27 protein-coding genes are annotated in these 25,073 nt (G+C 64.3%); 14 read left to right on the top strand and 13 right to left on the bottom strand.

Annotated elements, in window-relative coordinates:
- The first annotated feature begins 14 nt into the window (after positions 1-14).
- A complete protein-coding gene (locus E4K09_RS08945) occupies positions 15-992 on the top strand; it encodes a glutathione S-transferase family protein (RefSeq protein WP_134496395.1) in 978 nt (325 codons plus the stop codon).
- Between the two features lie 175 nt (positions 993-1,167).
- Here E4K09_RS08945 and E4K09_RS08940 read toward each other — a convergent pair whose 3' ends face one another.
- On the bottom strand, positions 1,168-2,388 hold the full coding sequence (locus E4K09_RS08940) for an adenylate/guanylate cyclase domain-containing protein (RefSeq protein ID WP_193557270.1): 1,221 nt from the start codon (positions 2,386-2,388) through the stop codon (positions 1,168-1,170).
- Positions 2,389-2,515: 127 nt separating this feature from the next.
- Between E4K09_RS08940 and E4K09_RS08935 the strand changes: the two genes are divergently transcribed.
- A complete protein-coding gene (locus tag E4K09_RS08935; RefSeq protein ID WP_134496394.1) occupies positions 2,516-3,136 on the top strand; it encodes a TIGR02466 family protein in 621 nt (206 codons plus the stop codon).
- A 102-nt stretch (positions 3,137-3,238) separates the two neighbouring features.
- Here E4K09_RS08935 and E4K09_RS08930 read toward each other — a convergent pair whose 3' ends face one another.
- Entirely contained in the window at positions 3,239-3,898 is a 660-nt protein-coding gene (locus E4K09_RS08930; RefSeq protein ID WP_134496393.1) for a Fe2+-dependent dioxygenase, read from the bottom strand.
- A gap of 126 nt (positions 3,899-4,024) precedes the next feature.
- Between E4K09_RS08930 and E4K09_RS08925 the strand changes: the two genes are divergently transcribed.
- The 3 genes from E4K09_RS08925 (at position 4,025) to E4K09_RS08915 (ending at position 7,395) form a co-directional block, all read left to right on the top strand.
- The gene (locus tag E4K09_RS08925; RefSeq protein WP_134496392.1) at positions 4,025-4,888 is read left to right on the top strand and encodes a hypothetical protein; all 864 of its coding nucleotides are present in this window, start codon (positions 4,025-4,027) and stop codon (positions 4,886-4,888) included.
- Between the two features lie 20 nt (positions 4,889-4,908).
- The gene (locus E4K09_RS08920; RefSeq protein WP_244610423.1) at positions 4,909-6,228 is read left to right on the top strand and encodes a cytochrome c peroxidase; all 1,320 of its coding nucleotides are present in this window, start codon (positions 4,909-4,911) and stop codon (positions 6,226-6,228) included.
- Positions 6,229-6,291: 63 nt separating this feature from the next.
- Positions 6,292-7,395, top strand: coding sequence for a bifunctional transcriptional activator/DNA repair enzyme AdaA (locus E4K09_RS08915; RefSeq protein WP_134496390.1), 1,104 nt, complete (start codon positions 6,292-6,294; stop codon positions 7,393-7,395).
- Here the strand turns inward: E4K09_RS08915 and E4K09_RS08910 are convergent.
- The gene (locus E4K09_RS08910; protein WP_204985706.1) at positions 7,392-8,612 is read right to left on the bottom strand and encodes an MFS transporter; all 1,221 of its coding nucleotides are present in this window, start codon (positions 8,610-8,612) and stop codon (positions 7,392-7,394) included. The genes E4K09_RS08915 and E4K09_RS08910 overlap by 4 nt on opposite strands.
- A gap of 257 nt (positions 8,613-8,869) precedes the next feature.
- Here E4K09_RS08910 and E4K09_RS08905 point away from each other — a divergent pair, with 257 nt between their 5' ends.
- Both E4K09_RS08905 and E4K09_RS08900 read left to right on the top strand, forming a co-directional pair.
- A complete protein-coding gene (locus E4K09_RS08905) occupies positions 8,870-10,036 on the top strand; it encodes a CAP domain-containing protein (protein WP_134496388.1) in 1,167 nt (388 codons plus the stop codon).
- A gap of 191 nt (positions 10,037-10,227) precedes the next feature.
- Complete coding sequence (locus tag E4K09_RS08900) at positions 10,228-11,286, top strand: serine hydrolase domain-containing protein (protein ID WP_134496387.1); 1,059 nt, start codon at positions 10,228-10,230, stop codon at positions 11,284-11,286.
- On the opposite strand, the gene E4K09_RS08895 is transcribed toward E4K09_RS08900, so the two are convergent.
- From E4K09_RS08895 to dnaG, 5 genes are all read right to left on the bottom strand, one after another.
- Positions 11,287-12,009: an LrgB family protein gene (locus E4K09_RS08895; protein ID WP_134496386.1), complete on the bottom strand. Its 723-nt coding sequence runs from the start codon at positions 12,007-12,009 to the stop codon at positions 11,287-11,289. It lies immediately after the preceding gene.
- Positions 12,006-12,413 (bottom strand): CidA/LrgA family protein, encoded by a 408-nt coding sequence (locus E4K09_RS08890; protein WP_134496385.1) that lies wholly within the window; start codon positions 12,411-12,413, stop codon positions 12,006-12,008. The genes E4K09_RS08895 and E4K09_RS08890 overlap by 4 nt, the downstream gene beginning before the upstream one ends.
- Positions 12,410-12,718 carry a hypothetical protein gene (locus E4K09_RS08885; RefSeq protein WP_134496384.1) on the bottom strand — a complete coding sequence of 103 codons (309 nt, stop codon included), beginning with the start codon at positions 12,716-12,718 and terminating at the stop codon, positions 12,410-12,412. Before E4K09_RS08885 ends, E4K09_RS08890 begins: the two co-directional genes overlap by 4 nt.
- Positions 12,719-12,787: 69 nt before the next feature.
- Positions 12,788-14,779 (bottom strand): RNA polymerase sigma factor RpoD, encoded by a 1,992-nt coding sequence (rpoD, locus tag E4K09_RS08880; protein WP_134496383.1) that lies wholly within the window; start codon positions 14,777-14,779, stop codon positions 12,788-12,790.
- Between the two features lie 169 nt (positions 14,780-14,948).
- Positions 14,949-16,847 (bottom strand): DNA primase, encoded by a 1,899-nt coding sequence (dnaG, locus tag E4K09_RS08875; RefSeq protein WP_134496382.1) that lies wholly within the window; start codon positions 16,845-16,847, stop codon positions 14,949-14,951.
- A gap of 400 nt (positions 16,848-17,247) precedes the next feature.
- Between dnaG and E4K09_RS08870 the strand changes: the two genes are divergently transcribed.
- On the top strand, positions 17,248-17,727 hold the full coding sequence (locus tag E4K09_RS08870; RefSeq protein WP_134496381.1) for an AAC(3)-I family aminoglycoside N-acetyltransferase: 480 nt from the start codon (positions 17,248-17,250) through the stop codon (positions 17,725-17,727).
- A 13-nt stretch (positions 17,728-17,740) separates the two neighbouring features.
- On the opposite strand, the gene E4K09_RS08865 is transcribed toward E4K09_RS08870, so the two are convergent.
- A complete protein-coding gene (locus E4K09_RS08865; RefSeq protein WP_134496380.1) occupies positions 17,741-18,172 on the bottom strand; it encodes an Lrp/AsnC family transcriptional regulator in 432 nt (143 codons plus the stop codon).
- A 122-nt stretch (positions 18,173-18,294) separates the two neighbouring features.
- Here E4K09_RS08865 and E4K09_RS08860 point away from each other — a divergent pair, with 122 nt between their 5' ends.
- Positions 18,295-18,873: a cysteine hydrolase family protein gene (locus E4K09_RS08860; protein ID WP_134496379.1), complete on the top strand. Its 579-nt coding sequence runs from the start codon at positions 18,295-18,297 to the stop codon at positions 18,871-18,873.
- 110 nt (positions 18,874-18,983) lie between these two features.
- Here E4K09_RS08860 and E4K09_RS08855 read toward each other — a convergent pair whose 3' ends face one another.
- The gene (locus tag E4K09_RS08855) at positions 18,984-19,442 is read right to left on the bottom strand and encodes a GatB/YqeY domain-containing protein (protein ID WP_134496378.1); all 459 of its coding nucleotides are present in this window, start codon (positions 19,440-19,442) and stop codon (positions 18,984-18,986) included.
- A gap of 142 nt (positions 19,443-19,584) precedes the next feature.
- On the opposite strand from E4K09_RS08855, the gene carA reads away from it, so the two are divergent.
- From carA to E4K09_RS08840, 3 genes are all read left to right on the top strand, one after another.
- Positions 19,585-20,784 carry a glutamine-hydrolyzing carbamoyl-phosphate synthase small subunit gene (carA, locus tag E4K09_RS08850; RefSeq protein WP_134496377.1) on the top strand — a complete coding sequence of 400 codons (1,200 nt, stop codon included), beginning with the start codon at positions 19,585-19,587 and terminating at the stop codon, positions 20,782-20,784.
- Positions 20,785-21,000: 216 nt separating this feature from the next.
- Entirely contained in the window at positions 21,001-21,375 is a 375-nt protein-coding gene (locus E4K09_RS08845; protein WP_134496376.1) for a hypothetical protein, read from the top strand.
- Between the two features lie 72 nt (positions 21,376-21,447).
- Positions 21,448-22,005, top strand: a complete 558-nt coding sequence (locus tag E4K09_RS08840; RefSeq protein WP_134496375.1) for a cupin domain-containing protein — start codon at positions 21,448-21,450, stop codon at positions 22,003-22,005.
- A 110-nt stretch (positions 22,006-22,115) separates the two neighbouring features.
- On the opposite strand, the gene E4K09_RS08835 is transcribed toward E4K09_RS08840, so the two are convergent.
- The gene (locus E4K09_RS08835) at positions 22,116-22,535 is read right to left on the bottom strand and encodes an organic hydroperoxide resistance protein (protein WP_134496374.1); all 420 of its coding nucleotides are present in this window, start codon (positions 22,533-22,535) and stop codon (positions 22,116-22,118) included.
- 135 nt (positions 22,536-22,670) lie between these two features.
- Here E4K09_RS08835 and E4K09_RS08830 point away from each other — a divergent pair, with 135 nt between their 5' ends.
- Positions 22,671-23,162, top strand: coding sequence for a MarR family winged helix-turn-helix transcriptional regulator (locus E4K09_RS08830; RefSeq protein WP_134496373.1), 492 nt, complete (start codon positions 22,671-22,673; stop codon positions 23,160-23,162).
- Complete coding sequence (locus E4K09_RS08825; protein ID WP_134496372.1) at positions 23,159-23,863, top strand: class I SAM-dependent methyltransferase; 705 nt, start codon at positions 23,159-23,161, stop codon at positions 23,861-23,863. The genes E4K09_RS08830 and E4K09_RS08825 overlap by 4 nt, the downstream gene beginning before the upstream one ends.
- Here the strand turns inward: E4K09_RS08825 and E4K09_RS08820 are convergent.
- Together E4K09_RS08820 and E4K09_RS08815 are read right to left on the bottom strand one after the other, a co-directional pair.
- Positions 23,860-24,255, bottom strand: a complete 396-nt coding sequence (locus E4K09_RS08820; RefSeq protein ID WP_193557269.1) for a GtrA family protein — start codon at positions 24,253-24,255, stop codon at positions 23,860-23,862. The genes E4K09_RS08825 and E4K09_RS08820 overlap by 4 nt on opposite strands.
- Positions 24,252-25,073: an SDR family NAD(P)-dependent oxidoreductase gene (locus tag E4K09_RS08815; protein ID WP_193557268.1), complete on the bottom strand. Its 822-nt coding sequence runs from the start codon at positions 25,071-25,073 to the stop codon at positions 24,252-24,254. Before E4K09_RS08815 ends, E4K09_RS08820 begins: the two co-directional genes overlap by 4 nt.

The following is a 25,073-nucleotide window of genomic DNA, read 5'->3' as shown; positions in this document are numbered from 1 at the left end:
GAAGGAGCGACCTGGTGGGATTGCTGGTGAACGGGGCTTGGCAGGACCAATGGTACGATACGAAGAGTACGGGCGGGCGATTCGTCCGCAACAATGCGGCCTTCCGCAACTGGATCACCTCCGATGGGGCGCCGGGTCCTACGGGAAGGGGCGGGTTCAAGGCTGAGCCCGGACGCTACCATCTCTATGTCTCGCTGGCCTGCCCTTGGGCGCACCGCACCCTCATCGTGCGACGGCTCAAGGGCTTGGAGGAGATGATCAGCCTGTCCATCGTGCATTGGCGCATGCTCGATCAGGGCTGGAATTTCGAGCCCGGGCCCGGCACGATCCCGGATCCGCTCCATGGCGCACGATACCTGCATCAGATCTACACGGCGGCGGAGCCCACCTACACGGGCCGCGTGACGGTGCCCGTCCTCTGGGACAAGACGCAAGCCGTCATCGTGAGCAACGAATCCGCCGAGATCATCCGCATGTTCAACGAGGCCTTCGACGGCGTCGGCGCGAAGCCCGGCGATTATTATCCGGACGCTCTGCGGAGCGAGATCGATGCGCTGAACACGCGCATCTACGACACGGTCAACAACGGCGTCTACAAGGCGGGTTTCGCCACCACGCAACAGGCTTATGAAGAAGCCGTACGCCCGCTGTTCGAAACGCTGGATTGGCTTGATGCACGCCTCGCCTCGCGGCGCTATCTCTGCGGCGATGTTCTCACCGAAGCGGATGTCCGGTTGTTCACGACGCTCGTGCGTTTCGATCCCGTCTATGTCGGGCATTTCAAGTGCAACCTGAGACGCATCGCGGATTACCCGCATCTCTCGGGCTATCTGCGCGATCTGTATCAGACCGGCGGAATATCGGAGACGGTGAATTTCCAGCACATCAAGAACCATTATTTCGAGAGCCACAAGACCATCAATCCGACCGGGATCGTTCCCCTCGGCCCCGTCATGGACCTGGGCGCGCCGCATGAGCGGGATCGGCTCTAGGGCACCGTGCGGACCCAGAGGGCCGCGTCAGTGAAATGTGGATCCGGTTTGCACTAACGTGGCCCTACGGGCCGCTTGCGCGGCCCTTCGGGTCCGCCCGAACGATGCTCCTGTTCGAGAGAGGAAGTATCGGGTCGATTCCAAAAGTGCAGGTCCACTTTTCACGTCGGATGCTTTAGGGCCTGTAGACCTCGACCGCCTCCTCGAAGCCTTCGACGGCATGGGCGCCGAGCGGATGGGGATTGCCCCACAGGTGCTCCACGAACGGCTTCGACATCAGTAACGGTTCGCCGAGGCGCTTGTTGAGGTCGGCGATCCGGCTTGCGAGGTTCACGTCCCGTCCGATCACCGTGAAATCCAGGCGCTGGCCCGAGCCGACATTGCCGTAGGCCGCATCGCCATGATGCAGGGCGAAGCCCACATCGATCTGCACCGGAAACCGCCCTTCGTTGTTCGCCGCCTCGATGCGCCGCAGGGCTTTCGTGGCTGCGGTCAGGGCCGATTGCGCGGCGCCGCCGGTGTCGTCGCCGCGATCGCGCATGATGGCGAGAAGTCCGTCGCCCAAATATTTCAGAACCTCCCCGCCCTCATCCTCGATGGGAGGCACCAGGCAGTCGAAATAGTTGTTCAGCAGCTCGACCGCGCTCTCTGGACTCAAGGCTGAGGAAATGCGCGTGTACTGGCGCATGTCGGCGAAAAGGATCGCCGAGCGGATCCGCGTCACCTGCCCACGCTGGATGGCGCCCGAAAGAATGGCCTTGTGCGGATCGTCACCCACATAGATGCGCAGCACTTCGTCCAGCCGGTTGCTGGTGGCGCGCAGTTCCGTGACCAGGGCGAAGGACGGGATGACGAGCTGCAGGATCGTCATCCCGCGTCGACCGAACCCTTCCGGCGACCGGGTCGCGAAGGAGATGGCATTCTCGGCTCCGTTGGTGAAGCGGATCGGAATGGTGAGATAATGGCGATATCCCGCCTGCTTCAGTTCCGGGATGACCGGGAAGAGATCGTCGGGCGTCTGCGCTAGATCGAGGGCAAGCCATTCGCCGGTGCGGTTCACATGCGCGAAGGGACTCTTCTGGTAGACCTCCTCGCGCCGGTCGCCATGCGGAAGGTAGCGGACGATCGTGCCCTGCTCCCGGGTCCAGAAGCGCCCGATTCCGGCATATTCGGAATGAAGCGCCTCGATGGCCGATACGGCCCGGTCGATCGGAAGCCCGATCTCGATCAGACGGTTGAGAAAGCCGTTCAGAACCTCGTTCGAATCCTCCATCCGGGCTGCCGTGGTCACCAGCCAGTCCCGCAACGCAATGACTCGCGGGAGCGTTTCCGCATCGAGACTGCGGGCCAGGGACAACATGTCGTCCGGAAGACCCGCCAGAGGAGAGAGCGACATCATAAGGCCAAGGTGTGTTGCCCCCACGGCTCGTTCAAGGCATGGGGAGGAATGACTTGAGAAAAGATGCTATGCGCCCCAAAAGGGCAATCATTTTGACAGAGCCCCGTCGTCATAGAGCCGGACCATGCCAAGCATCGATACGCTTTTCGTCACCAAGATCTACCGCGCCGAACTGACCGGCACGAAGGCCGAGCGCCGCAACGCCGAGCTTGAAGGAGCCTGCCTGTCCATCGCGGAGGATGACGAGGCAGGACAGCGCTGGTGCGCCAAGAACGGCTATCCGGGCTACACCTCCTACGCCTCGCTCAACGATCTGCCCTGGCGGGTGCCGGTGTTCGGGGATCTGCTGAAGGATATCGACAAGCATGTGGTGGCCTTCGCCAAGGAACTCGAGTACGACCTTCAGGGCCGCAAGCTGGTGATGGACAGCCTGTGGATCAACATCCTGCCGCCGGGCGGCATCCACACGTCCCACATCCACCCGCACTCGGTGATCAGCGGCACCTACTACGTCACCATCCCGGAAGGCGCGAGCGCGCTCAAGCTCGAGGATCCGCGCCTCGGCTTCATGATGGCGGCCCCGCCGCGCAAGGCCAAGGCGAAGCCGGAGAACCGGCAATTCGCCTATATGAAGCCTGCACCCGGCACGGTGCTGCTGTGGGAAAGCTGGCTTCGCCACGAGGTGCCGCTGAACGAGGCCGACAGCGAGCGCATCAGCATCAGCTTCAACTACTCCTGGCAGTAGGCCCCGGCCCTCGCGATGACGTGAGCAATGCGTTTCCCGTAACCGGGATCACCGGCACGAGACGGGCGATGACGGCCTGAGGGCTCGATCGAACGGCGCTTCTCAAACCTCGGCCCACATCCGGAACAGATTGGCGCCCGTCTTGGCGAGCAGGTCGAACTCCGGCGTCTTGCCGGCTTGAGCGAAGAGGTTGCGCCGTGCGGTTTCGAGATCGAACAGAAGTTCCCGCTTGGCGCTTTCGCGCACGTAGCTCTGAGCCCAGCCCACCGCCACGAGACGCTCGCCGCGCGTGACCGGCGCGACCCGGTGAAGGCTTGTCGAATCGTAGGCCACCAGATGTCCGGCCGGGAGCTTGATTTCCTCCTCTCCCGAGACCGATTCGATGACGAGTTCCCCACCCTCGTAGGTGTCGGGATCCGCCAGGAAGAGCGTGAAGGACACATCCGTTCGCACGCCGTTCATCAGCGGATTGTCCACGTGCGAGCCGTAGTGCTTGCCTTGCGTGTAGCGGCTGAACAGGAGCGGCGTCAGCGCCTTGGGCCGCACGGCGAGATCGAAGACGTCGTTCGAACGAATGGCACTCGTCACCCGCTCCCGCAGGAGCGTGAGGGCGGCGCCTTCGCGTGCCTGCTCGTTGTCCTTCACGAGCTTCGCGCTCCAGCCCGCGGTGGCGCGCCCGTCCTCGAACCGCATGGCGCCCAGCGCAGCACGGATCTCTTCAGCCTCGCCGGACGACAGGATATCCGCAATGGTGATCAACATCGTGACAGGACCTTCAGACTTGCTTTCAGGCCTCATAGGATGTAGCTAAGTGCTTGTAAAGCCTAGTAGTTTTTAAGTTTTCTAAACTAGCCGCCGGCTGAGCTCGACCCGCCGGGAGGGGGAATGATGAAAAAGCGCAAGATTTGGGCGGGCTTGAGCACCGTGGCCCTTGTTGCGGCTCCGGCCGCCTCGCAAGCCGCAAGCCTTCCGGCCTATCCGCAGGCCACGGTTCAGGCCCAGGCGAATCAGCCATTGCTGCACTTTGCCCAGGCGCATCAAGGCCACGCCGCGCCGGCGACCGCCGGTGGCGAGGGTGAAGGCGGCGAAGGAGAAGGCGGAGGCGCCGCGAAGCTCGCCCCCTCCCTTCACCTTTATCGCGGCATCGAGATGATCCGCGGCCATCTGCTGGTCGGCAGCGAGCTGATCGAGGCTGGCCGATGGGCCGACGCCCTGCCTCACTTCCTGCACCCGGAAGAGGAGATCTATGCGAGCCTGCGCGACGACCTGAAGGCCCTCAACATCGCGCCCTTTCAGGCGGCCCTGAAGTCCCTGTCGCAGACCGTGAAGGCAAAGAACAAGGAGGCCTATGCCCGCGCCCGCACGGCCCTCGACGAGCGGCTGGCCGCGGCCGAGACGGCCGTTCGCGCCAAGGAGACGCAGGGGCTCTACTTCACCCTCGAAACGGCGCTCGAAGTGCTGCAGCAGGCCGCCGATGAATATGGCGAAGCCATCGAGAAGAACCGCATCGCCAACGTGGTGGAATATCAGGATGCCCGCGGCTTCGTGTTCGAGACGGATCGCCTCGTCGGCGCGGTGATGCAGGAAGCCAATGCGAAGGACGCGGAGGCCGCGAAGGCCCTCAAGGCGAGCCTCGACGACCTGAAGGCCGTGTTCCCCGCCGTGACGCCGCCCAAGCAGCCGGTGAAGGACGCGAGCGATTTCCTGAGCGCCGTCGCGAAGTTCGAGCTTCAGCTCGGCAACTTTCGGTAACGCGTAGGATGCGCAGAGGCTTGCCCCGTCTGCGGCGGGCTCTGCCCGCCCTGATGGTCGCCACGCTGGTCGGGGGAGCGGCGGACAAGCCCGCCGCCATCGACGTCGAGCACTGGCGACAGGCTTTCGCGCGTCCCGACCACACGCCCGCACCCGCGGCCAATCCAACGACCCCGGAGAAGGTGAGGCTGGGTGCGGCCCTTTTCGACGACACGCGCCTGTCCGGCTCCGGCGAGATTGCGTGCTCCACCTGCCATCAGGCGGAGCTATCCTTCTCGGATGGCGTCGATCGTCATCCCGGCCTCGACGGGGCGCCCCTCGAGCGACGCACGCCGCCGCTCTGGAACATGGCCTGGGGGCTTTCCTGGTTCTGGGATGGCCGCGCCGACAGCCTGGAGGCACAGGCGGCGATTCCCATCGAGGACAAGCGCGAGATGGGAGGCGATCTGGAGCGCGCCACCAAGGCGATTGCAGCCGATCCGCTGATGCAGAAATCCTTTGCGGCGGCCTTCCCCGAGGATCCCGCCGTCACGCGCGACAACCTCATGAAGGCGCTCGCCGCATTCGAGCGGACCCTGGTCTCGCCGCAGACCCGGTTCGACCGATGGGTCAAGGGCGACGACAGGGCTCTCGACAAGGACGAGTTCGCCGGTCTCGCGCTCTTCGTCGGCAAGGCAGGCTGCGTTGCCTGCCACCAGGGCTGGCGCTTCACCGACGAGGCCTTTCACGATATCGGCCTCCGCAGCCAGGACAAGGGGCGCGGCCCCGTTCTGGGCGTGAAGGCGGCGGATCACGCATTCAAGACGCCGAGCCTGCGCGAGCGCGTGTGGAGCGCGCCCTACATGCATGACGGTTCGCTCGCCACCTTCGAGGACGTGGTGGATCATTATGCGAAAGGGATCGTGAAGCGCCCTACCCTCTCGGCCGATCTTCCGCGAGCGATCGAGCTCAGCGAGACGGAGCGCGCGCAGCTCGTCGCCTTTCTCAACACGCTCTCCAGCGACGACCCTCCGCGTCCCACGAGCCTTCCGCCGAAGACCATCGCCTGGGGCGCGACGGCGCAGGCCGTCGCCACCACGACCGTGAGCCAGAAGGACAGGCGCTTCTCGCCGGGGGCGATCCTGCTGAAGGTGGGCGAGGCCCTGCGCATCCTCAACGACGACACGCGCACGCATAATGTGCGCGTCGACGGCGCGAACATGAGCTTCAACTCGGACGGGCAGAACCCCGGCGACACGGTCACCCTCGGCTTCGACCAGCCGGGCCATTACGACATCATCTGCGGCATTCACCCGGAGATGCGCCTGAGCGTCGATGTCGCCTCCGCTGCAGCCCGCTAGCCGAAGAAAATCGACGCCTCGTTTCCGGCGGCACGGCTCCCCGATCCGAGGTACAAGAGAGTCATGATCACCGACGACGATACTCTCTTTGCCGCCCTGATCGCCCGCGATCCCTCCTATGAAGGTTTCGCCTATGTGGGCGTGAAGACCACCGGCATCTTCTGCCGCCTCACCTGCCCGGCCCGCAAGCCGAAGCGCAGCAACACGGTCTTCTTCGGAAGCTGCGAGGCGGCGCAAGAGGCAGGCTTCCGCCCCTGCCTGCGCTGCAGGCCTTTTGATCGCCAGCGCGTGCCGAACGGCGCCCTCGAAATCCTGCGCGAGAAGATCAGGGCGGAGCCGGAGCGGAAGTGGAGCGCAGCAGACGTGAGGGCCCTCGGCTACGATCCGTCCACCGCCCGCCGCGCCTTTCAACGCGAATATGGCGTCACCTTCGCTCAATATGCGCGGTCCCAGCGATTGGGATACGCTGTCACCCGCCTGCTGCGGGGAGGATCGGTCATGGATGCGCAGTTGGATGCGGGCTACGAGTCCGGAAGCGGGTTCCGGGATGCGATCACCAGACTTATCGGCGATGCTCCCGCCCGCGCGTCGGAGCGGCCGATTCTGACGGCGCAATGGCTGGACACTCCCATCGGCGCCATGGTGGCCATCGCAGACGGCACCGGACTGCACCTGCTGGAATTTGCGGAGCGCGCGGCGCTCCCTGCCGAAATCGCACGGCTCAGGAAGCGTGTCGGCCCCATTTGCTTCGGGCGCAGCCCTTTTCTGGATGAGCTGTCTCGCCAGGTGGAACGCTACTTCTCCGGCCGTTCGGCATCGTTCGATGTGCCTGTCGTCCAGAGAGGCAGTCCATTCGAGACGGGCGTATGGGAGGCCCTGCGCCAGATCCCCTTGGGAAGCACCCGCAGCTATGGCGAGATCGCACGCCTCATCGGACGGCCCGATGCGCCCCGCGCCGTGGCGCGCGCCAATGGGGCCAATCAGGTCGCCGTCATCGTTCCCTGCCACCGGGTGATCGGCGCCGATGGATCTCTGACCGGCTACGGCGGGAAGCTCTGGCGCAAGAAGTGGCTGCTCGAGCACGAGCGGCGCATGGCCGTCCAGGCCGTGGCGCCGTCAGGGAGAGCGGAACAGGCGGAGCTTGCCCTCGAGAGCCCCGCGCCTTAAGCGCGGGCCTTCTCGATCTTGGGCAGGAAATAGGTGAGAAGCCCGATCGCCGGCAGGAACGACACGATCTTGTACACCGTCTCGATGCTGGTCAGGTCGGCGAGTTCTCCCAGTACCGCGGCACCCAAGCCCCCCATGCCGAAGGAGAGGCCGAAGAACAGCCCCGCGATCATGCCCACACGACCCGGCACGAGCTCCGTCGCATAGACGAGAATGGCCGAGAACGCGGAGGCCAGGACGAGACCGATGACGACGCTGAGAACCGTGGTCCAGAGCAGGTTGGCATAGGGCAGCAGCAGCGTGAACGGCAGCACGCCGAGGATCGAGATCCAGATCACGTAGCGGCGTCCGATCCTGTCGCCGATGGGTCCGCCGATCACCGTGCCCGCCGCCACGGCGCCGAGGAACACGAAGAGGTGGACCTGCGCCTCCTGCACCGACAGCTGGAACTTGGAAATGAGATAGAAGGTGAAGTAGCTGGAGATGCTGGCGGTATAAAAGTTCTTCGAGAACACGAGCAGCATCAGGATCGCGATCGAAGCGCCGACGCGCTTGCGCGACAACGACGATGCGGTCGCCGTCGCACGCGGCTTGGCCTTCAGGTCCACGAGTTTTGCCCGGTACCAGCGTCCCACGTTGAATAGGATGACCATGGCGAGGAGCGCCACGGCCGAAAACCAGGCGATGCTCGACTGGCCGAAGGGCACGACGATGAAGGCCGCCAGCAACGGCCCCAGGGCGGACCCCGCATTGCCGCCGACCTGGAAAACCGATTGCGCCAATCCGTGCTGCCCGCCGGAGGCCATGCGGGCCACGCGGGAGGATTCGGGGTGGAACACGGAGGAGCCCATCCCCACCAGGGCCGCACCGAGAAGCAGCAGTGGATAGGAGCCTGCGCGCGACAGGGTGAGCAGGCCGACGAGCGTGAAGCCCATGCCGACGACCAGCGAGAAGGGCTGCGGCTTTTTGTCCGTATAGATGCCCACCAGCGGCTGCAGGAGGGAGGCCGTGAGCTGGAAGGTGAGCGTGAGCAGGCCGATCTGGCCGAAATCAAGATGGAAATCCGCCTTGAGGATCGGATAGATCGCCGGCAGCAGGGACTGGATTAGGTCGTTGAGGAGGTGCGAGACGCTGATTGCAGCCAGAATCGGGATGGTCACCCGCTCGATGGAGGTTCGAACCGGAGCAGCGGCGAAGGCAGGCGACTTGCTATCCATGGTCATTCTTGTGGTTAGGCCAAGCGGCGCCCGGCCCTGTGAGGCGTTTCCATGCCGGCTATATACCAGATTGTTCCTCCATAACCCCCGAGCATCCTGCAAGGCAGGGTTGTTACCTCGACAATAGGAGATCGATACAAAGTATCATTTTACCTCCCCGTCGCCACACGTTTTTCCCAATTGGCCCCTACTCAACCTTGGACAAGCAAGGTGCGGATCGACCGGCACCAAGAACAAAGCGATAAGGGGCGTTCTTCATGGCACAGGCGACAGCCTATGAGCAGCTCATGCTTGAGCTGGTGAATTCGGCGCGGGCGAAGGTCGGCGCACAACCTCTGGCGTTCAACGGCAATCTCAACACGTCAGCGGATTCCCACACGAACTGGATGATTGCGACCGACACGTTCTCCCATACGGGCGTGAACGGCTCGACGCCGACCGCGCGCATGAAAAGCGCCGGCTATGTGTTCAGCAGCTCCTGGTCGTCCGCCGAGAACATCGCCTGGGCCAGCACCCGCAGTCCCACCGGCTATCAGGACGAGGTGCAGCTTCTGCACAGCAATCTCATGAACAGCCCGGGCCACAAGGCCAACATCCTGAACGGCACGTTCCGCGAGATCGGCATCGGTTTCAACACGGGCGCCTACAAGGGCTGGAACGGCGCTTTCGTCACCGAGAACTTCGCGCGCTCCGGCTCGAAGGTGTTTCTCACGGGCGTCACCATGGACGACAAGGACGGCGACCGCTTCTACGATGTCGGCGAGGCGCTGGGGAGCATCACGGTCACCGCCGTGAGCTCCACCGGGGCGCGCTATTCCACGATCTCGGGAAGCGCGGGCGGCTACAGCCTTGCTCTGGCGGCCGGCACCTACAAGGTCACCTATTCGGCGGCCAACATCGTCTCGGTCACGAAGCAGGTGACGATCGGCGCCAGCAACGTGAAACTCGACCTGATCGACCCGACCCTCGTGAAGCTCATCACCGGCACGGCGAGCGCCAACACTCTCTATGGCTCGTCCGGAATCGACCTGATCAAGGGCGGCGCCGGAGCCGACAAGCTCTACGGCAGAGCCGGAAACGACACGCTGCGCGGGGAGACCGGGAACGATACGCTTTACGGCGAGGACGGCAAGGATACGCTGGACGGCGGCGCCGGCAACGACATCCTCAGCGGCGGCGCCGGCGCCGATGTCTTCCGCTTCGCAGGTCAATGGGGATCGGACAGGATCAGCGCCTTCCAGGACGGCAGCGACCGCATCGATTTGCGCGGCCATTCCTTGAGCTTCAGTGCCTTGTCGATCACGCAAGGCAATGCGGACAGCGACGGGCGTGCGGATGACGTGTTCATCAAGGCCAACGGCCAAACGATCACGCTGCTGAACGTCCAGAAAGCCATGATCGGCGCTGCGGATTTCCTGTTCTGATCAAGACGAGACGCATCATCGCCCCACCTGAGCCGAGGCGCAGGTGAGGCGCTCCTCGGTCGAGGACCTCGATGCTCAAGGCGGAGACCTGCCGCAGAGCAGACCTCACGATTCGGTGTGGAGCATCGCGGCGCTGGAACGCCATGGGACGAAGGCGTTTATCCAACCACAAGAAACAACGCCTGAGCCGTATGCCCTTCCTCGACCTTCTGCGCACCAGCCTCATTGTCCTGACCGTGGCCGTGCCCTTGAGCCCGGCCGCGGCGTCCGCTCCGTCTCCCGGTGTCGAGGCTCTCACCGCAAAGGTGCGAGAACTCGAGAACCTTCGCTCCCTCATTGTCTCCCAACATGGGAACATCGTCACGGAACAGGCCCTGAAGGGCTCCAGCCTCGAGCGTCCGACCAATATCAAGTCGGCGTCCAAGACCATCCTGTCGGCGCTTGTCGGCGCCGCCATCGAGCGTGGCGTCTTCAAGGGCGTCGATCAGCCGGTCGCGGAGCTTCTCGGCTCCAGCGTGCCGCAGGATGCCGACCCCCGCGTCAAGCGGATCACCATTGGCCACCTTCTCTCCATGCGCGCCGGGCTGGAGCGGACCTCCGGCCGCAACTACGGTGCCTGGGTCAGCAGCGACAATTGGGTTCGCTACATCCTGACGCGGCCTTTCGCGGACGAGCCCGGCGGACGCATGCTCTACTCCACGGGCAGCACGCATCTGCTGTCGGCCGCTCTTACGAAAGCATCCAAGCGCAGCACGTTGGAGCTGGCGCGGGAATGGCTCGGCGAGCCCCTCGACGTGATGGTGCCGCCCTGGACCCGCGACCCGCAGGGCATCTTTCTCGGCGGCAACGAGATGGCGCTGTCGCCGCGTGCCCTGCTCCGGTTCGGCGAGATGGTCCGGCAAGGCGGCGTGATTGACGGCAGACGGGTGCTGCCGGAGAACTGGATCAAGGAATCCTGGCAGCCCCGCACCTCGTCGCCGTTCACGGGCGACCATTATGGCTATGGCTGGTTCATGCGCGAGATGCGCGGCCACATGGTCTATTACGCCTGGGGCTTCGGAGGACAGATGGTCTACGTGGCGCCGAGCCTCGGCATGACCGTCGTGATGACTTCGAACCCGACGGAGCCTTCGCGGGAAGACAATTACATCGGTCAGCTCCACGCCCTTGTCGCGGACGGCATCATTCCCGCTCTCGAGGCAAGATCGGACGATCCCCCGAGCACGGGCAGCACCGCGCCGGCCCCCTGATCATCCGATCAGCCATGCTAGCACGAGCGGCAGCAGCAGGGCCGTCACCAACGCGTTGAGCCCCATGGCGATGCCCGCGAAGGTGCCTGCGAGGGAATGCACCTGAAACGCCCGCGCCGTCCCGATGCCGTGAGAGGCGAGACCGACGGCGAAGCCGCGGGCCCGCCAGTCCTTCATGCGCAGCGCGTTCATGAGCGGCGTCACCATGATAGAGCCGATGACGCCGGTGAGCATGACCAGAATGGCCGTCAGCGCCGGATCGCCGCCCAGGGTTTCCGTGATGGCCATTCCAACCGGCGCGGTCACGGATTTCGGCGCGAGAGAAATGAGGATGGACCGAGGCATGTCGAACACCTGCGCGACGGCCACCGCCGAGACGATCGCCGTGACGGAGCCCACGATCAACGCCGCCACCATCGGCACGAGGGCGCGCAGCACGACGCGGCGGTTCTCGTAGAGCGGAATGGCAAGCGCGACGGTGGCGGGGCCAAGCAGGAAGTGCACGAACTTCGCGCCTTCGAAATAGACCGGGTACGACGTGCCCGTCGTCCAGAGCACGAGCGCCACCGCGGCGACGGACATCAAGACCGGATTGCACAGGGGATGACGACCGAAGACCTGTGAGATCCGGTCGGCGGTCACGTAAGCGCCCAGCGTCACCACGAGCCAGAGCAGCGGGGTCTGCGAGAGATAGACCCAGAGGGAAAAGGCCTGATCGCTCACGGCTTCTCGCCCACCCCGGCTTCGTCTGCGGCCGCCATGGACGAACCGCTCAAGCGCGACACGGCCACGAAGGTCACCACCGTCACGACGAGCGTGACGAATGTGGAGACGACCAGGGCGGCGACAAGTCCGGCGCCATGGGCCGCCAGCACGTCGAGCCGCTGGACGACGCCGACACTCGCCGGAATGAACAGGAGCGAGAGATGCGCAAGCAGCCCCTTGCCTGTCGAGTCGAGAGTGCGGCCTAATCCCGGCACCTTTTCTTTGAGCCGGTCACGCAAGCCCAAAATGGTAAGCAGAGCCAGCATGCCGAGCACGGGACCCGGCACGGGCCATCCGAGGCCGCGTGCGATCACCTCGCCGACGAGTTGGCAAAAGAGAATGATGGTGAGGCTGATGATCATGGGGCGCTGGCTTCAGGGTGATGGCCGCAGTTGGGGCAAGGATTGGAACGCTTGAGAAAGTAACGAATTCCGCAATTCCGGCAGAGCTGAACCACGTCCTTGTGAGCCCAGAAGGTGTCCCAGTCCATCTTCTGCTGGTGAGTCTCGACCGCTTCTTCGAGGGTATCCGCTTCGATCCTATGCAAGAAGACCGGCGCCTTCAGCCAGCCTCCAGCGGCTCGTAGCCGGCGCACTTCACTGACGGGCGTCAAGGCAACGCTTTCGTCGGCTTCGTCGTACCACGCTTCGAAGAGCTGGCTGTTCAAGAATAGCCTCGATACTTCATCGGCTTCCAAGAAAAAGGCGGGTCCCGAGGGCCCGCCTTTCGAATTCGCCTAGTTGTCGAGGAAGCTCCGGAGCTTGCGGCTCCGCGAGGGATGCTTGAGCTTGCGGAGCGCCTTCGCTTCGATCTGGCGGATACGCTCGCGGGTCACCGAGAACTGCTGGCCGACCTCTTCGAGGGTGTGGTCGGTGTTCATGCCGATGCCGAAGCGCATGCGCAGCACGCGCTCCTCGCGGGGCGTGAGCGAGGCGAGGACGCGGGTCGTGGTCTCGCGCAGATTCGACTGGATCGCCGCATCGATGGGCAGGATCGCGTTCTTGTCCTCGATGAAGTCGCCGAGATGCGAATCCTCCTCGTCGCCGATCGGCGTCTCGAGGGAGATCGGCTCCTTGGCGATCTTGAGGACCTTGCGCACCTTCTCCAGCGGCATGGCGAGCTTCTCGGCCAGCTCCTCCGGGGTCGGCTCGCGGCCGATCTCGTGCAGCATCTGGCGCGAGGTGCGGACGATCTTGTTGATCGTCTCGATCATGTGCACCGGGATGCGGATCGTGCGGGCCTGATCCGCGATGGAGCGCGTGATCGCCTGCCTGATCCACCAGGTCGCGTAGGTCGAGAACTTGTAGCCGCGACGGTACTCGAACTTGTCGACCGCCTTCATGAGGCCGATATTGCCCTCCTGGATCAGATCCAGGAACTGAAGGCCGCGGTTCGTGTACTTCTTGGCGATGGAGATCACGAGACGCAGGTTCGCCTCGATCATCTCCTTCTTGGCCTGACGGGCCTCGCGCTCGCCCTTCTGCACCATCATGACGATGCGGCGGAATTCCTGGATCTCCAGGCCGGTCTCGCTCGCCAGGTTGTGGATCTGCTCGCGCAAATCGTGGATGCCGTCCTTCGCGTTGGCGACGAAGTCCTTCCAGCCCTTGCCGCCGAGCTTCGAGACGCGCAGCACCCATTTGGGGTCGAGTTCCCAGCCCTGGTAGTGCTTGAGGAATTCCTCGCGGGCGACGCCGTGGCTCTCGGCCAGGCGCATCAAACGGCCCTCATGGGAAATGAGGCGCTTGTTGATGTCGTAGAGCTGCTCCACGAGCGCTTCGATGCGGTTGTTGTTGAGCGACAGCGACTTGACCGCGCCGACGATATCCGACTTCAGCTCGCGGTACTTGCGCTCCTGGGCCGGAGTCAGCTGCTTGTTCTGCATGCGCTGTTCCACATGCTCGACCTGCAGGCGGCGCAGCTTCTTGTAGTTGTCGGCGATGGAATCGAAGGTTTCGAGAACGCGCGGCTTCAGCTCGGCCTCCATGGCCGAGAGCGACACGTTGTTCTCCATGTCCTCATCGTCCATCTCGCCTTCCGGCGGGGTGGCCTCGTCGCCCTCGGGCGCCTCGTCCTCGCCCTCATCGCCCAGGGCGTCGACCTTGGGCGCACCCTTTCCGTCGGGTCCGGCATAGGTGGCTTCGAGATCGATGATGTCGCGCAGCAGCACCCGGCCTTCGACGAGCTCGTCGCGCCAGATGATGATGGCCTGGAAGGTCAGCGGGCTTTCGCAAAGGCCTGCGATCATCGCCTCGCGGCCGGCCTCGATGCGCTTGGCGATGGCGATTTCGCCCTCGCGGGAGAGAAGCTCGACCGAGCCCATCTCGCGCAGATACATGCGCACCGGGTCGTCCGTGCGGTCGGTCGGCTCCTTGGCCGTGGTCTCCCGAACCGCGACGGCGCGGCTCTGGGACGCCTCGACGAGATCGCCGCCCTCGGCTTCCTCCTCTTCGGCCTCGGCCTGGGCGCCCTCGTCCGTCTCTTCCGATTCGACGACGTTGATGCCCATCTCGGACAACTGGCCGAGCACGTCCTCGATCTGCTCCGAAGAAAACTCCTCCGGAGGCAAGACCTCGTTCAATTCATCATAGGTGACGTACCCGCGCTTCTTCGCGAGTTTGATCATCCGTTTAACGGCGGCATCGCTCAGGTCGAGCAGAGGCCCGTCGCTCGTTTGCTCCGGGGCTGTCGTCTCGCCTTCGTCCCGTTCGGTTGCCTTCGTTGCCATGCTTCGCTCTACTCCGGCGCCCCGTCAGCCTCCCCAGCGAGATTGACGATACGCGAATGGGCAGCAAGGCCCTTGGGCCCGGCCACCCGGAAATTCCTGACCATTCAACAGCAAGTCACTTGACTAACCGTTAACCATCTCCCGCCCGTCTTGAGCCATATCCCGCCTTTTAGAAGCCGGCTCCCCCAGCGGACCCGTTCTTGTCCAAGTCGGCCTCGGCACCCTCGACGGAGGACAGCTGGTTTTGGACCTCCCGCAGCCAGGCGAGATTGGTCTCGTTGTCCTCTTCGGCGAGCGCGCGCTCGGCGGCCCGAAGTTCGCTATGTAACGTGCGCGCCCGGCGATGCAAGGTGATGGCTTGCCTCAATGCGTCCTCAAGCCGCAAGGGATCCGCATGCGGATCGAGCATCCAGCGGTCCCCGGGGCGAACCAGGGCGTTGAGCCTGTCCGCCGCCTGGGTCAGCCCGGCCCGCTCGAGGCGCGCCCGCATGACCGTGGTGTCGGCGGGTTCGCCGCTGGCTGCGCTGTCCAGCAGGAGACTTCGCATCATTTGAGCGTCCCGCCCTTCAAATTCAAGGTCTACAAGGGTTTCTGCGTGTTTTGAAATAAGGTCCGAGTGCGTCAGGAAGATACAGACGATCGTTGCTTCGCGGGCCGCTCCGGGTGTGGTGCCGACGAAAATACGGCTCTTCGCCAATAGGGGGCTCACGCTTTTGGGAGCGTTCGGCGTGGTCGGAGCAGGGCCCCGGAAGTCCCGCCTTCCCCCTCCCCCTTGCCGGTTGAAGCGGTTTGCGCGGGAGTCGGGATTCAGTCCGGCGAGGCGGCTTTCGACGTCCTCTCGGTAGTAGCGCCTGAGGGTTTCGTCGCGAATCAGGGCAAGTGATTCGCGAAGCCTGCGCTCCAGGGCCGCCCGCCGCTCCGGGGTATCCAGCGGCGCCGCCTCGGTCTCCCGCGCCCAGAGAATGTCCACCAGCGGCTTGGCCGCAGCCAGCACCCTCTCGATGGCCGTCCGCCCCCCCGACCGGGCGAGATCGTCAGGATCCTGCCCCTCGGGCAGAAGGGCAAAACGCAGGGACTTGCCGGAAGAGAGGTTCGGCAGGGCGGTGTCGAGGGCACGGTAGGCCGCCCGCCGGCCCGCCTTGTCGCCGTCGAAACAGAGGATCGGATCCTCCGAGAGCCGCCACAGAAGGGCGAGTTGATCCTCCGTCAGCGCCGTGCCGAGAGGCGCGACCGTATTGGGAAAGCCCGCCACGCTCAATGAGATCACGTCCACATAGCCTTCGACCGCGATCACGGTCCCTCGGTCGTGGGCGGGCTTTCGGGCCAGGTGGTAGTTGTAGAGGAGCCGCCCCTTGTTGAAGAGCGGCGTATCCGGCGAGTTCAGATACTTCGCCGGCGCGTCGGCGCTCATGGCACGTCCGCCGAAGGCGATCACGCGCCCACGCACGTCGCAGATCGGGAACATCACCCGGTCGCGGAACCGGTCGTAGGGCACCTTGACGTCTTCCCCTACGATCAGCAGACCCGCCTCCGCCATCATGTCGATGGAGATCCCCTTGGCCGCCAGATGGTCGCGCAGGGCAAACCGCTCCGGCGGCGCATAGCCGATCCGGAAGCACTTCTGCGTCTCGGGGCTCAGGGACCGTCCCGCGAGATAATCGCGCGCCTTCATGCCGAAGCGGCCCTGGAGAGAAGCCTCGAAGAACTCCGCCGCCATGTCCATGACGTCGTAGAGTGTCTTGCGCTTCACCTCCTCGGCGCGGTCCTCGTGCGTGAGCTTGGGCAGGGGCACTCCCGCCTCCCCGGCCAGCCGCTCGACCGCCTCAGGGAAGGAAAGACCCTCCGTCTCCATCAGGAAGGTGAAGATGTCGCCGTGCTTGCCGGAGGAGAAGCAGTGATAGAACTGCTTCTGGTCGTTCACGTAGAAGGACGGCGTCTTCTCCGCATTGAACGGCGACAGGCCCTTCCATTCCCGCCCCGCTTTTTTAAGGCGCACGCGCTTGCCCACCACGGCCGAAACCGGCAGCCGGGCGCGGATCTCTTCGAGGATTTGGGGCGGGTAGCGCACGAGGCGTAATTCTCCAAACCTGTTCCATAAACCAGGGCGCCCCGGAATGAGGAGGAAACCGGCGACTGTGCCCATAATCCACAGGCCGAGCTTCCGCTAGGCACCGGATAGGAATGAAGTGAGACAACAATTCATGAAGAACGCTCCCCCGAAGCGCTGGAGCCGGACCCATGCTGCCGACATGCTGACCAAGTGACTCCATCTGTGGCTCCATATGCGGGAGCGCACCGATCAGACATCGAAGAGGGCCAACAAAGTTCTCCTCCATCGAGGTCGGGCTCCATGTCAGCCCGGTCAAACCGCACGCCTATACGTCCAACGACGGGCTCTTCGGAGCCCTTTCCTTTTTGTCCAGCCGCACGCAATGTCGAGCCTGCCCCTGATGCTCGGGAAGACGCGAATGGCCGAAACACCCGTACAGATCCGACGTCTCGGTCCAGCCGACCTCGACCTGATGCGGAAACTCAATGCCTTGTTTGCGGAGGTTTTCGAGGATTCCGACAGCTACAGCGCGGAGCCGCCCGGGGACGCCTACCTGGAGAGTCTCCTCGGAAAGGAACACATCGCCGTCATTGTCGCGCTCGCGGGCGGAGACGTGGTCGCGGGTCTTGTCGCCTACGAACTCGAGAAGTTCGAGAAGGCTCGGCGCGAATATTATATCTACGATCTCGCCGTGAAGGCGGAGCAGCGCAGGCGCCGGATCGCGACAGGGCTGATCGAGCATCTCTGCGGAATCGCCCGGCATCGCGGCGCCTGGGTCGTCTTCGTGCAGGCCGATCACGGGGATGATCCTGCCATTGCGCTCTATGAGAAGCTGGGCACGCGCGAGGATGTCCTCCACTTCGACATCGATCCGCGCCGATTCCTGTCAAAGACCTGAGGGGTGGAACCCGTCACTCCCGCGACCATTCGGTGGCCAGCACGATATGGGTCGTGGCGGTGGCCACTCCCTTCACGGCCGCGACGGCATCCCGGATGGAATTGAGGGTCGCGTTGGAATCGCAGGCGACCATCACCATCAGGTCGATGGAGCCTGTCAGCGAGTGGCAGGCCTTGATCTCGGGAATGCCGGATAAGGCGGGCACCACCTGCTTGCAGCGAAAGCCCGGCTCGAAGGTGACGGCGATCATGGCCCTCACGGCGGGATCGTGTTCCAGACCCAGCTCCACCGTATAGCTTTTGATCACGCCCTCACGCTCGAGGCGGCGCATCCGCTCCTGGGTGGCGCTGCGGGACAACCCGACGCTGCGGGCAAGCCCCACGAGGCTTTCCCGGGCATTCTTCCGCAAGGCCCCAACGAGGATCCTGTCTTTGTCGTCCAGCATGGCCCCATCCGCCGCCGAAAGGTCTCTGCAGCCGGCATTTAGCCGGTCAGGCCGTCATCTTGTCGAGTGAAACCGGCCGATCCTTCATGAAGACTCCGGCCTCGTTTCACAAGGAGCTCCCCATGCCGTACGATCTCATGAACGCAGTCCTGCTGCCCATCGACATGCAGAAGGCCTTCGACAGCCCCTCCTGGCCGCGCCGCTGGAACACGGCCGTCGACGCCAACGGGCTCCTGCTGCTCGATACCTGGCGAGCGGCGAGCAAACCCGTCATCCATGTCAGGCACGACTCGGTCGAGCCGGGCTCGACCCTCGCCTCCGGCCAGCCGGGCAATGTCTTCCGGGAGGGTTTCGGCCCCCGGGGCGACGAGCCGCTCGTCACCAAGAGCGTGAATTCGGCCTTCATCGGCACCGACCTCGATCTGCGCCTTCGGCGGCTCGGGATCGACACCATCGTGGCCTTCGGGATCTCGACCGACATGTGCGTGTCGACCACGATCCGCATGGGAGCCAATCTGGGCTACCGCATGGTCCTGGTCGAGGACGCCTGCGACTGCTTCGACCTGCCCGACGGCCGGGGCGGCACCATCCCGGCGGAGACCGTCCACGCGACACATGTCGCGACACTGGGATTCGAGTTCGCCGAGGTCGTCACCACGCAGGCGCTGGTTCAGGCTCTCGCGAGAGCCGAAGCCGCTTGAGGCCTGCCTCTCCCGGTCATCCCCGGGCGTGGCCCGGGGATCCACGCCTTGCCCTGCCTCATGGATGGCCGGGACGGGCCCGGCCACGACGGGAGGAGGAGCAGGCCCGATCATCCCTTCGGCAGCATGTCCTTCACGAGGCCGCTCGCCTTGGCGAAGTCCATGCGGCCCACATACTTGGCGCGAAGGACTCCCACGACCTTGCCCATGTCCTTCATGGAGGCGGCGCCCGTCTCGGCGATGGCGGCCTCGATGGCGGCCTTCGTCTCGGCCTCGTCCATGGGCTTGGGAAGATAGGCTGAGATCACCTCGACCTCGTTCTTCTCGGCTTGAGCCAGCTCCGCGCGGCCGCCCTGTTCGTACATGGCGATCGATTCCTGGCGCTGCTTCACCATTTTCTGCAGCAGAGCCAGGATCTCCTCGTCCGACAGAGGCTCCTTGCCGTTCCCGCGAGCCTCGATGTCCTTGTCCTTCAGGGCGGCCTGAATCAGCCGGATCGCGCCCAGACGGCCCTTGTCGCCGGCCTTCATGGCCTCCTTCATATCGCTGGTAAATCGTTCGCGCAGCATTCTGATCTCCTTTAAATTAAAGCGGCTCGAGCGTTGACGGGACGCGAGCGGCCCCTTAAGTCACGAGGACAGTTCACGGCGGCCCGGTACGGGCCTGTTCAAGCACGGCCTGTTGGCCCCGGACTTACAAGAGATCATGACGATGCTGCAAGACAAAGACACGGCGGGTGGCTGGGAAGAGCCGCGCGCAACAGCCGTTCTCGTGCTCCAGGACGGTACGGTGCTGGAAGGCTTCGGCGTCGGTGCCGAGGGCGAGGCCACCGGCGAGGTCTGCTTCAACACGGCGATGACGGGCTACGAAGAAATCCTGACGGACCCTTCCTACGCCGGTCAGATCATCACCTTCACCTTCCCGCATATTGGCAACGTGGGCACGAACGAAGAGGACATCGAGAGCGTGAACGCCGCCTCGTCGTCCGGCGTGCGCGGCGTGGTGCTGGCGGCCTCCATCACCGAGCCCTCCAACTGGCGCGCCTCCCGCGATCTCGACGCCTGGCTGAAGGCCCGCCAGATCGTGGGCTTGAGCGGGATCGACACCCGCGCGCTCACGGCCCTGATCCGCGACAAGGGCATGCCGAACGCGGTCATTGCCCATGACCCGCAGGGGAAGTTCGATCTCGAAGCGCTCAAGGCCAAGGCTGCCGCCCTCCCCTCGATGAACGGCCTGGACCTGGTGCCGCTGGTCACGAGCACCCAGCGTTTCGACTGGGATGAGACCACCTGGACGAGAGGGGAAGGCTACGGCCACCAAGAGGCCGAGCCGAGGCATCACGTGGTCGCCATCGATTACGGCGTGAAGCGCAACATCCTGCGCCTTCTCGCCCGCGCCGGCTGCAAGGTGACCGTCGTGCCCGCCACCGCGACCGCCGAGGACGTGCTGGCCCTGAATCCCGACGGCGTGTTCCTCTCCAACGGCCCCGGCGACCCGGCGGCGACCGGTGAATATGCCGTGCCGGTGATCCAGAAGGTGCTAGAGAAGAAGATCCCGACCTTCGGCATCTGCCTCGGCCATCAGATGCTGAGCCTGGCCGTGGGCGCCAAGACCCAGAAGATGCACCAGGGTCACCACGGAGCCAATCATCCGGTGAAGGACAAGACCACCGGCAAGGTCGAGATCACGTCCATGAACCACGGCTTCGCGGTGGATCCGGCAACGCTCCCGGCGAACGCGACGGAAACCCATGTCTCGCTGTTCGACGGCTCGAATTGCGGCATCGCCCTGACGGACCGTCCGGCCTTCTCGGTGCAGTACCACCCCGAAGCCTCCCCCGGCCCGCAGGACAGCCACTATCTCTTCGATCGCTTCGTGAAGCTGATGGACGAGGGCAAGGCGCCCCGGTAAAGCGCCTGCCCCGATCCATTCGTCCGGATGCGCCGTCACTCACCCGAGTGGCGGCGCACTGCTTTTGGAGCCTGTTCCGAGCGGGCAAGACGCCGTTTCCCATGTGCCCACAGGCGCGACAAAGGCTAGTCTTGCACGCCGCCGCCAAATCGCGCTAACCAATTGTTAACCATAAAAATCAATGATTCTTGGCTATATGTTCTGGGGGTTTCTCCGATGGATTTTGATTACGATTCCGGCGAATTCAGCCGGTGGCATAACCTTTTCACCTTTCACCTCGGTATCGCCGTCACACTGTCCTGGCTGACCTCGCTTTACGCGGCCGCCTATGCTCCCTGGGTGCGCAACATCCGTCCGCTGATCGACCCCGCCAATGTGAGCCAGGTCGAAAGCACGTGGTCGTATCTCTTCATCTTCCCCGTGGTCCTGACAACGGCGTGGCTGGTCTCGATCTTCGGCCAGAACGTCTTCGCCAAGTTCCGCGTCCTGCGGAGCCAGGCGGTCGAATTCGGCATTGCGGCGATCGTTGTCCTCGTCATTTTTTATCTCTCCATCGACCGCGCCGTCGCGGCGATGCTGCTCGGGATGTGAACTCACACAAGGCTCAGGTCGATCTTTCTCCCGGGCCATGCGTTCCCCCTCGCATCGAGAAGGGAGATCCGCATGGCTCAGGCAAAAGGATATGGTGATCCGAGAGGCTACAATGCCCCGCTCGGCACGGAGACATACGTCTTCCAGAGCAACGGCATCGTGCCGAATTCGCCCTTGCCGCTGATCGTCCGGCGCGGGGCCATTTCGCCGTCGCAGGACGATCCGGCGAAGGCTTTCAAGTCCACCTTCGCCAAGAACGGCTGGACGAATGCCTGGCTGGACACCATCCACGACTATCACCACTACCATCCGGATACCCACGAGGTGCTGGGCATCGTCTCAGGCACCGCATCGGTGCGGTTCGGCGGAGAGGACGGGGAGCTCGTTGCGGTTTCCGAAGCTGACGTGGTCATCATCCCGGCAGGCGTGGCCCATGCCCTGATCAACGCGAGTGACGACTTCGCCGTGGTGGGGGCCTATCCGGACGGACGGAACTACGACACCGTCCGCGACGATCCCGGAGCGCTGGCGTCCTCGCAGCAGCGGATCGCTCAAGTCCCGCTCCCCGATGCCGATCCCGTCGACGGAGCGAACGGCCCGCTGACGAAGCTGTGGCTCAATAGGTCGTAGCCGGCTCGCATGTCCGGCTCTGGAAACGACAGAGAAGTCCACCGGCCTCGCGACCGGTGGACCTCATGGTTCCTACGGCTAGTCGCCCCTACGGCGCTTCGGTCTTTTTGCTAAGCCGACAGGGTGACATGAACGTTGCCGCGAATGGCGTGCGAGTATGGGCACACCACGTCCGCGCGGCGAACGAGATCGGCAGCCTGCTCCGCCGGGAGTCCGGGCAGGTTGGCTTTCAACGCCACCACGAGGCCGAAGCCTGCGCCATCGTCCCGCTTGCCGATGCCGACCGACGCCTCGACCGAAGCATCCGCCGGGAGCGCGATCTTGCCCTGTGCCGCCACGAACTTCAGCGCGCCGAGGAAGCAGGCCGAGTAGCCTGCCGCGAACAGCTGCTCCGGATTGGTCCCCTCGCCGCCCGCGCCACCGAGCTCCTTCGGTGTGGAGAGGCGGACTTCAAGCTTTCCATCGGAGGTGCTGGCGACGCCTTCGCGTCCGCCGTGGGCTGCTGCATGAGCTGTGTAGAGAGGGGTCATTGGAAGTTCCTTTTGCCGGGATGCACCAGATAAGGATCGCACAATTTAATTGTGTGCAATCTATATCCATGACTACACGGGATTTAAATTGTGCGCAATCTATTTTTTGAGTAAGCAAGCCGTGAGGAGAACAGGATGACCGAGAAGAGTTCGCCCCTGGCGCTCAGCAACCAGCTTTGCTTTGCGTTCTATTCGATGTCCCACGCTTTCGGCCGGGCCTACCGGCAGCTCCTGGAGCCGCTGGATCTGACCTACCCCCAATACGTGGTGCTCATCGTGCTGTGGGAGCAGGACGGGCTGACCGTGAAGGACATCGGAGACAGGCTTTTTCTCGATTCCGGCACGCTGACGCCCCTGCTGAAGCGGCTGGAAACCATGGGTCATATCCGCCGCATGCGTGACAGGGAGGATGAACGCCAGGTCAGGATCATGCTGACCGAGTCAGGTCGCAGCTTGAGAGAGCGTGCGAAGGATATCCCGGAGCATGTGGGTTGCATGCTGGGTTTGCCCCCCGGAGAATTGCGCGCGCTGAACCAGCAGATCGCGGAGCTTCGCAGCAGGCTCCACGATTCCATACCGTCACCGGCGAAGCCTGAACTGGCCGCGAAAGGACGATCCCGCACATGAACTGGCGCGATTACTGGAACCAGGACACGCCGATCTATTCCGGCGAGCGGCATAAGATTCTGCACTACAGGCTCGTGGCGAACGACATCGTCGGCCACATCCCCTCGCGCGATGCCATCGTGCTCGACTATGGCTGCGGCGAGGCCCTCTTTGCCGATCAGGTGGCAGCCCAATGCGCGAAGCTCTACCTGAGCGATGCCGCGCCCCTCGTCCGGGAACGGCTGCAGGCGAAGTTCCGCGGGCAAGGGCGTATCGCGATCCTGGCCCCCGAGCAGGTGGCCCAACTCCCGGACGCATCCCTCGATCTCGTCGTGGTGAATTCGCTCCTGCAATATCTCACCCTCGACGAGCTGCGCGGGCTGCTGAAGCTCTGGCGCGCGAAGCTGAAGAGCGAAGGCCGGCTCGTCATTGCCGACGTAATCCCGCCGGACGTAAGCCCGATTGCGGATGCCAAGGCCCTTCTGTCCTTCGCCTGGCACGGGGGCTTCCTGAAATCCGCGCTCGCGGGCCTCGTCCGCACGGCATTCTCCGAGTACCGCGAGATCCGCGAGGAGATCGGCCTGGCGCAATACAGCGAGGACGAGGTGTTCGACATCCTCGAAGATGCCGGTTTCACGTCGGAGCGCGCCCCGCGCAATCTCGGCCACAATCAGGCCCGCATGACTTTCGTCTGTCGTGTCGCCGATCCTGCTGGGTCTTAAGCGAAGGTCCAAGCCTTGTGTGCGAGGAAGCTCCACATCATGACCACGCCCGTGGTCATCACCTGCGCCGGCAGATAGGGGCCGCCGAGCCTCTCCACCAGGATATGCATCAGGAGCCACGTCAGCAGGAACCCGACGAAGGCGACCGCCGCAAAGCGCCAGGTCGCCTCCCGGTGCGGACGGCTGCTCCGGTAGGTATGCCTGCGGTTGAGCGCATATGACACCGACCCGCCCGCCACGTAGCCGGCGAGCGTCGCCGGAACCGGGTGGCTCCCGCCGGCCTCGACGAGAAGGATGAGCAGGCCATAATGCGCCACGGCCGCCGCAAGCCCTGCTCCGAAGAAGGCTGCGAATTGACGGGTCAGGCGACGGAAGGAGGAAAGCGTGTTCACGCCTGTTCGTTAGCCTCTCCCGCGCGCTTCGTCACCTCGCCTCGCTGAAGACTTCCGGCAATTTTGCGGATCACCGCGCGGGGGAGGAACTTGGCTCCCAGTGCCCCCAGCCGGTTGGAGGCGCCCGTGATCACGATGGCCCTGCCCGCCTCGTAGCCATCGATCCCGATCCGGGCCACCTCGGCCGCCGACATGACGCTCCGGTTGAACAGCTTGCTGTTCTCGAGATCCGCCGTCGCGGAGAATTCGCTCTCCGTCGGCCCCGGGCAAAGGGCCGTGACCGTCACGCCGCGGGGCTTGGCCTCCTCGTGCAGGGCCTCGGACAGGGAGAGCACATAGGCCTTGGTGGCGTAATAGACCGCCATGTGAGGCCCGGCCTGGAAGGCGGCCGTGGAGGCCACGTTCAGGATGCCGCCCCGCCCGCGCTCCAGCATGCCCGGCAGCATGAGGCGGCAAAGGGCCGTGAGCGCCGTGACATTCAGGTCGATCATGGCGACCTGCCGCTCGAAGGGCAGCGTGGCGAAGGTCCCTCGCAGGCCGAATCCCGCATTGTTCACGAGGGTATGCGCGTGGATGCCGCGGTCCCTGAGCATCTCGACGAGGTCCTGAGGCGCCTCCCGGTCTTCGAGGTCGAGGGCCATGACTTCCACAGGGATGCGGTGTGTCTCCTGAATGTCACCGGCCAAGGCCTCCAGGCGCTCGTGACGCCGGGCCGTGATGACCAGGGAATAGCCTCGGGCGGCGAAAATCCGCGCCAGTTCCGCACCGATTCCGCTCGATGCCCCGGTGATCACCGCCCAGCGCGCGTCCTCAGCCAT

It is taken from the genome of Microvirga pakistanensis (assembly GCF_004458765.1).
GTDB lineage: Bacteria > Pseudomonadota > Alphaproteobacteria > Rhizobiales > Beijerinckiaceae > Microvirga > Microvirga pakistanensis.
Note: the sequence above shows the minus strand (reverse complement) of the source record. Positions and strands in the feature narration are given on the sequence as shown.

Bases quoted from the DNA above. Each gene is read 5' to 3' on its own strand.
- E4K09_RS08930 (WP_134496393.1), bottom strand. From the start codon at position 3,898: ATGTTGATCACCATTGCGGATATCCTGTCGTCCGGCGAGGCTGAAGAG.
- E4K09_RS08855 (WP_134496378.1), bottom strand. From the start codon at position 19,442: ATGCTGCGCGAACGATTTACCAGCGATATGAAGGAGGCCATGAAGGCC.
- E4K09_RS08890 (WP_134496385.1), bottom strand. From the start codon at position 12,413: ATGATCATCAGCCTCACCATCATTCTCTTTTGCCAACTCGTCGGCGAG.
- E4K09_RS08935 (WP_134496394.1), top strand. From the start codon at position 2,516: ATGCCAAGCATCGATACGCTTTTCGTCACCAAGATCTACCGCGCCGAA.
- E4K09_RS08860 (WP_134496379.1), top strand. From the start codon at position 18,295: ATGCCGTACGATCTCATGAACGCAGTCCTGCTGCCCATCGACATGCAG.
- E4K09_RS08925 (WP_134496392.1), top strand. From the start codon at position 4,025: ATGAAAAAGCGCAAGATTTGGGCGGGCTTGAGCACCGTGGCCCTTGTT.
- E4K09_RS08900 (WP_134496387.1), top strand. From the start codon at position 10,228: ATGCCCTTCCTCGACCTTCTGCGCACCAGCCTCATTGTCCTGACCGTG.
- E4K09_RS08845 (WP_134496376.1), top strand. From the start codon at position 21,001: ATGGATTTTGATTACGATTCCGGCGAATTCAGCCGGTGGCATAACCTT.
- carA (WP_134496377.1), top strand. From the start codon at position 19,585: ATGCTGCAAGACAAAGACACGGCGGGTGGCTGGGAAGAGCCGCGCGCA.
- E4K09_RS08825 (WP_134496372.1), top strand. From the start codon at position 23,159: ATGAACTGGCGCGATTACTGGAACCAGGACACGCCGATCTATTCCGGC.
- E4K09_RS08870 (WP_134496381.1), top strand. From the start codon at position 17,248: ATGGCCGAAACACCCGTACAGATCCGACGTCTCGGTCCAGCCGACCTC.
- E4K09_RS08865 (WP_134496380.1), bottom strand. From the start codon at position 18,172: ATGCTGGACGACAAAGACAGGATCCTCGTTGGGGCCTTGCGGAAGAAT.
- E4K09_RS08905 (WP_134496388.1), top strand. From the start codon at position 8,870: ATGGCACAGGCGACAGCCTATGAGCAGCTCATGCTTGAGCTGGTGAAT.
- E4K09_RS08940 (WP_193557270.1), bottom strand. From the start codon at position 2,388: ATGTCGCTCTCTCCTCTGGCGGGTCTTCCGGACGACATGTTGTCCCTG.
- E4K09_RS08910 (WP_204985706.1), bottom strand. From the start codon at position 8,612: ATGGATAGCAAGTCGCCTGCCTTCGCCGCTGCTCCGGTTCGAACCTCC.
- E4K09_RS08815 (WP_193557268.1), bottom strand. From the start codon at position 25,073: ATGGCTGAGGACGCGCGCTGGGCGGTGATCACCGGGGCATCGAGCGGA.
- E4K09_RS08915 (WP_134496390.1), top strand. From the start codon at position 6,292: ATGATCACCGACGACGATACTCTCTTTGCCGCCCTGATCGCCCGCGAT.
- rpoD (WP_134496383.1), bottom strand. From the start codon at position 14,779: ATGGCAACGAAGGCAACCGAACGGGACGAAGGCGAGACGACAGCCCCG.
- E4K09_RS08835 (WP_134496374.1), bottom strand. From the start codon at position 22,535: ATGACCCCTCTCTACACAGCTCATGCAGCAGCCCACGGCGGACGCGAA.
- E4K09_RS08840 (WP_134496375.1), top strand. From the start codon at position 21,448: ATGGCTCAGGCAAAAGGATATGGTGATCCGAGAGGCTACAATGCCCCG.
- E4K09_RS08830 (WP_134496373.1), top strand. From the start codon at position 22,671: ATGACCGAGAAGAGTTCGCCCCTGGCGCTCAGCAACCAGCTTTGCTTT.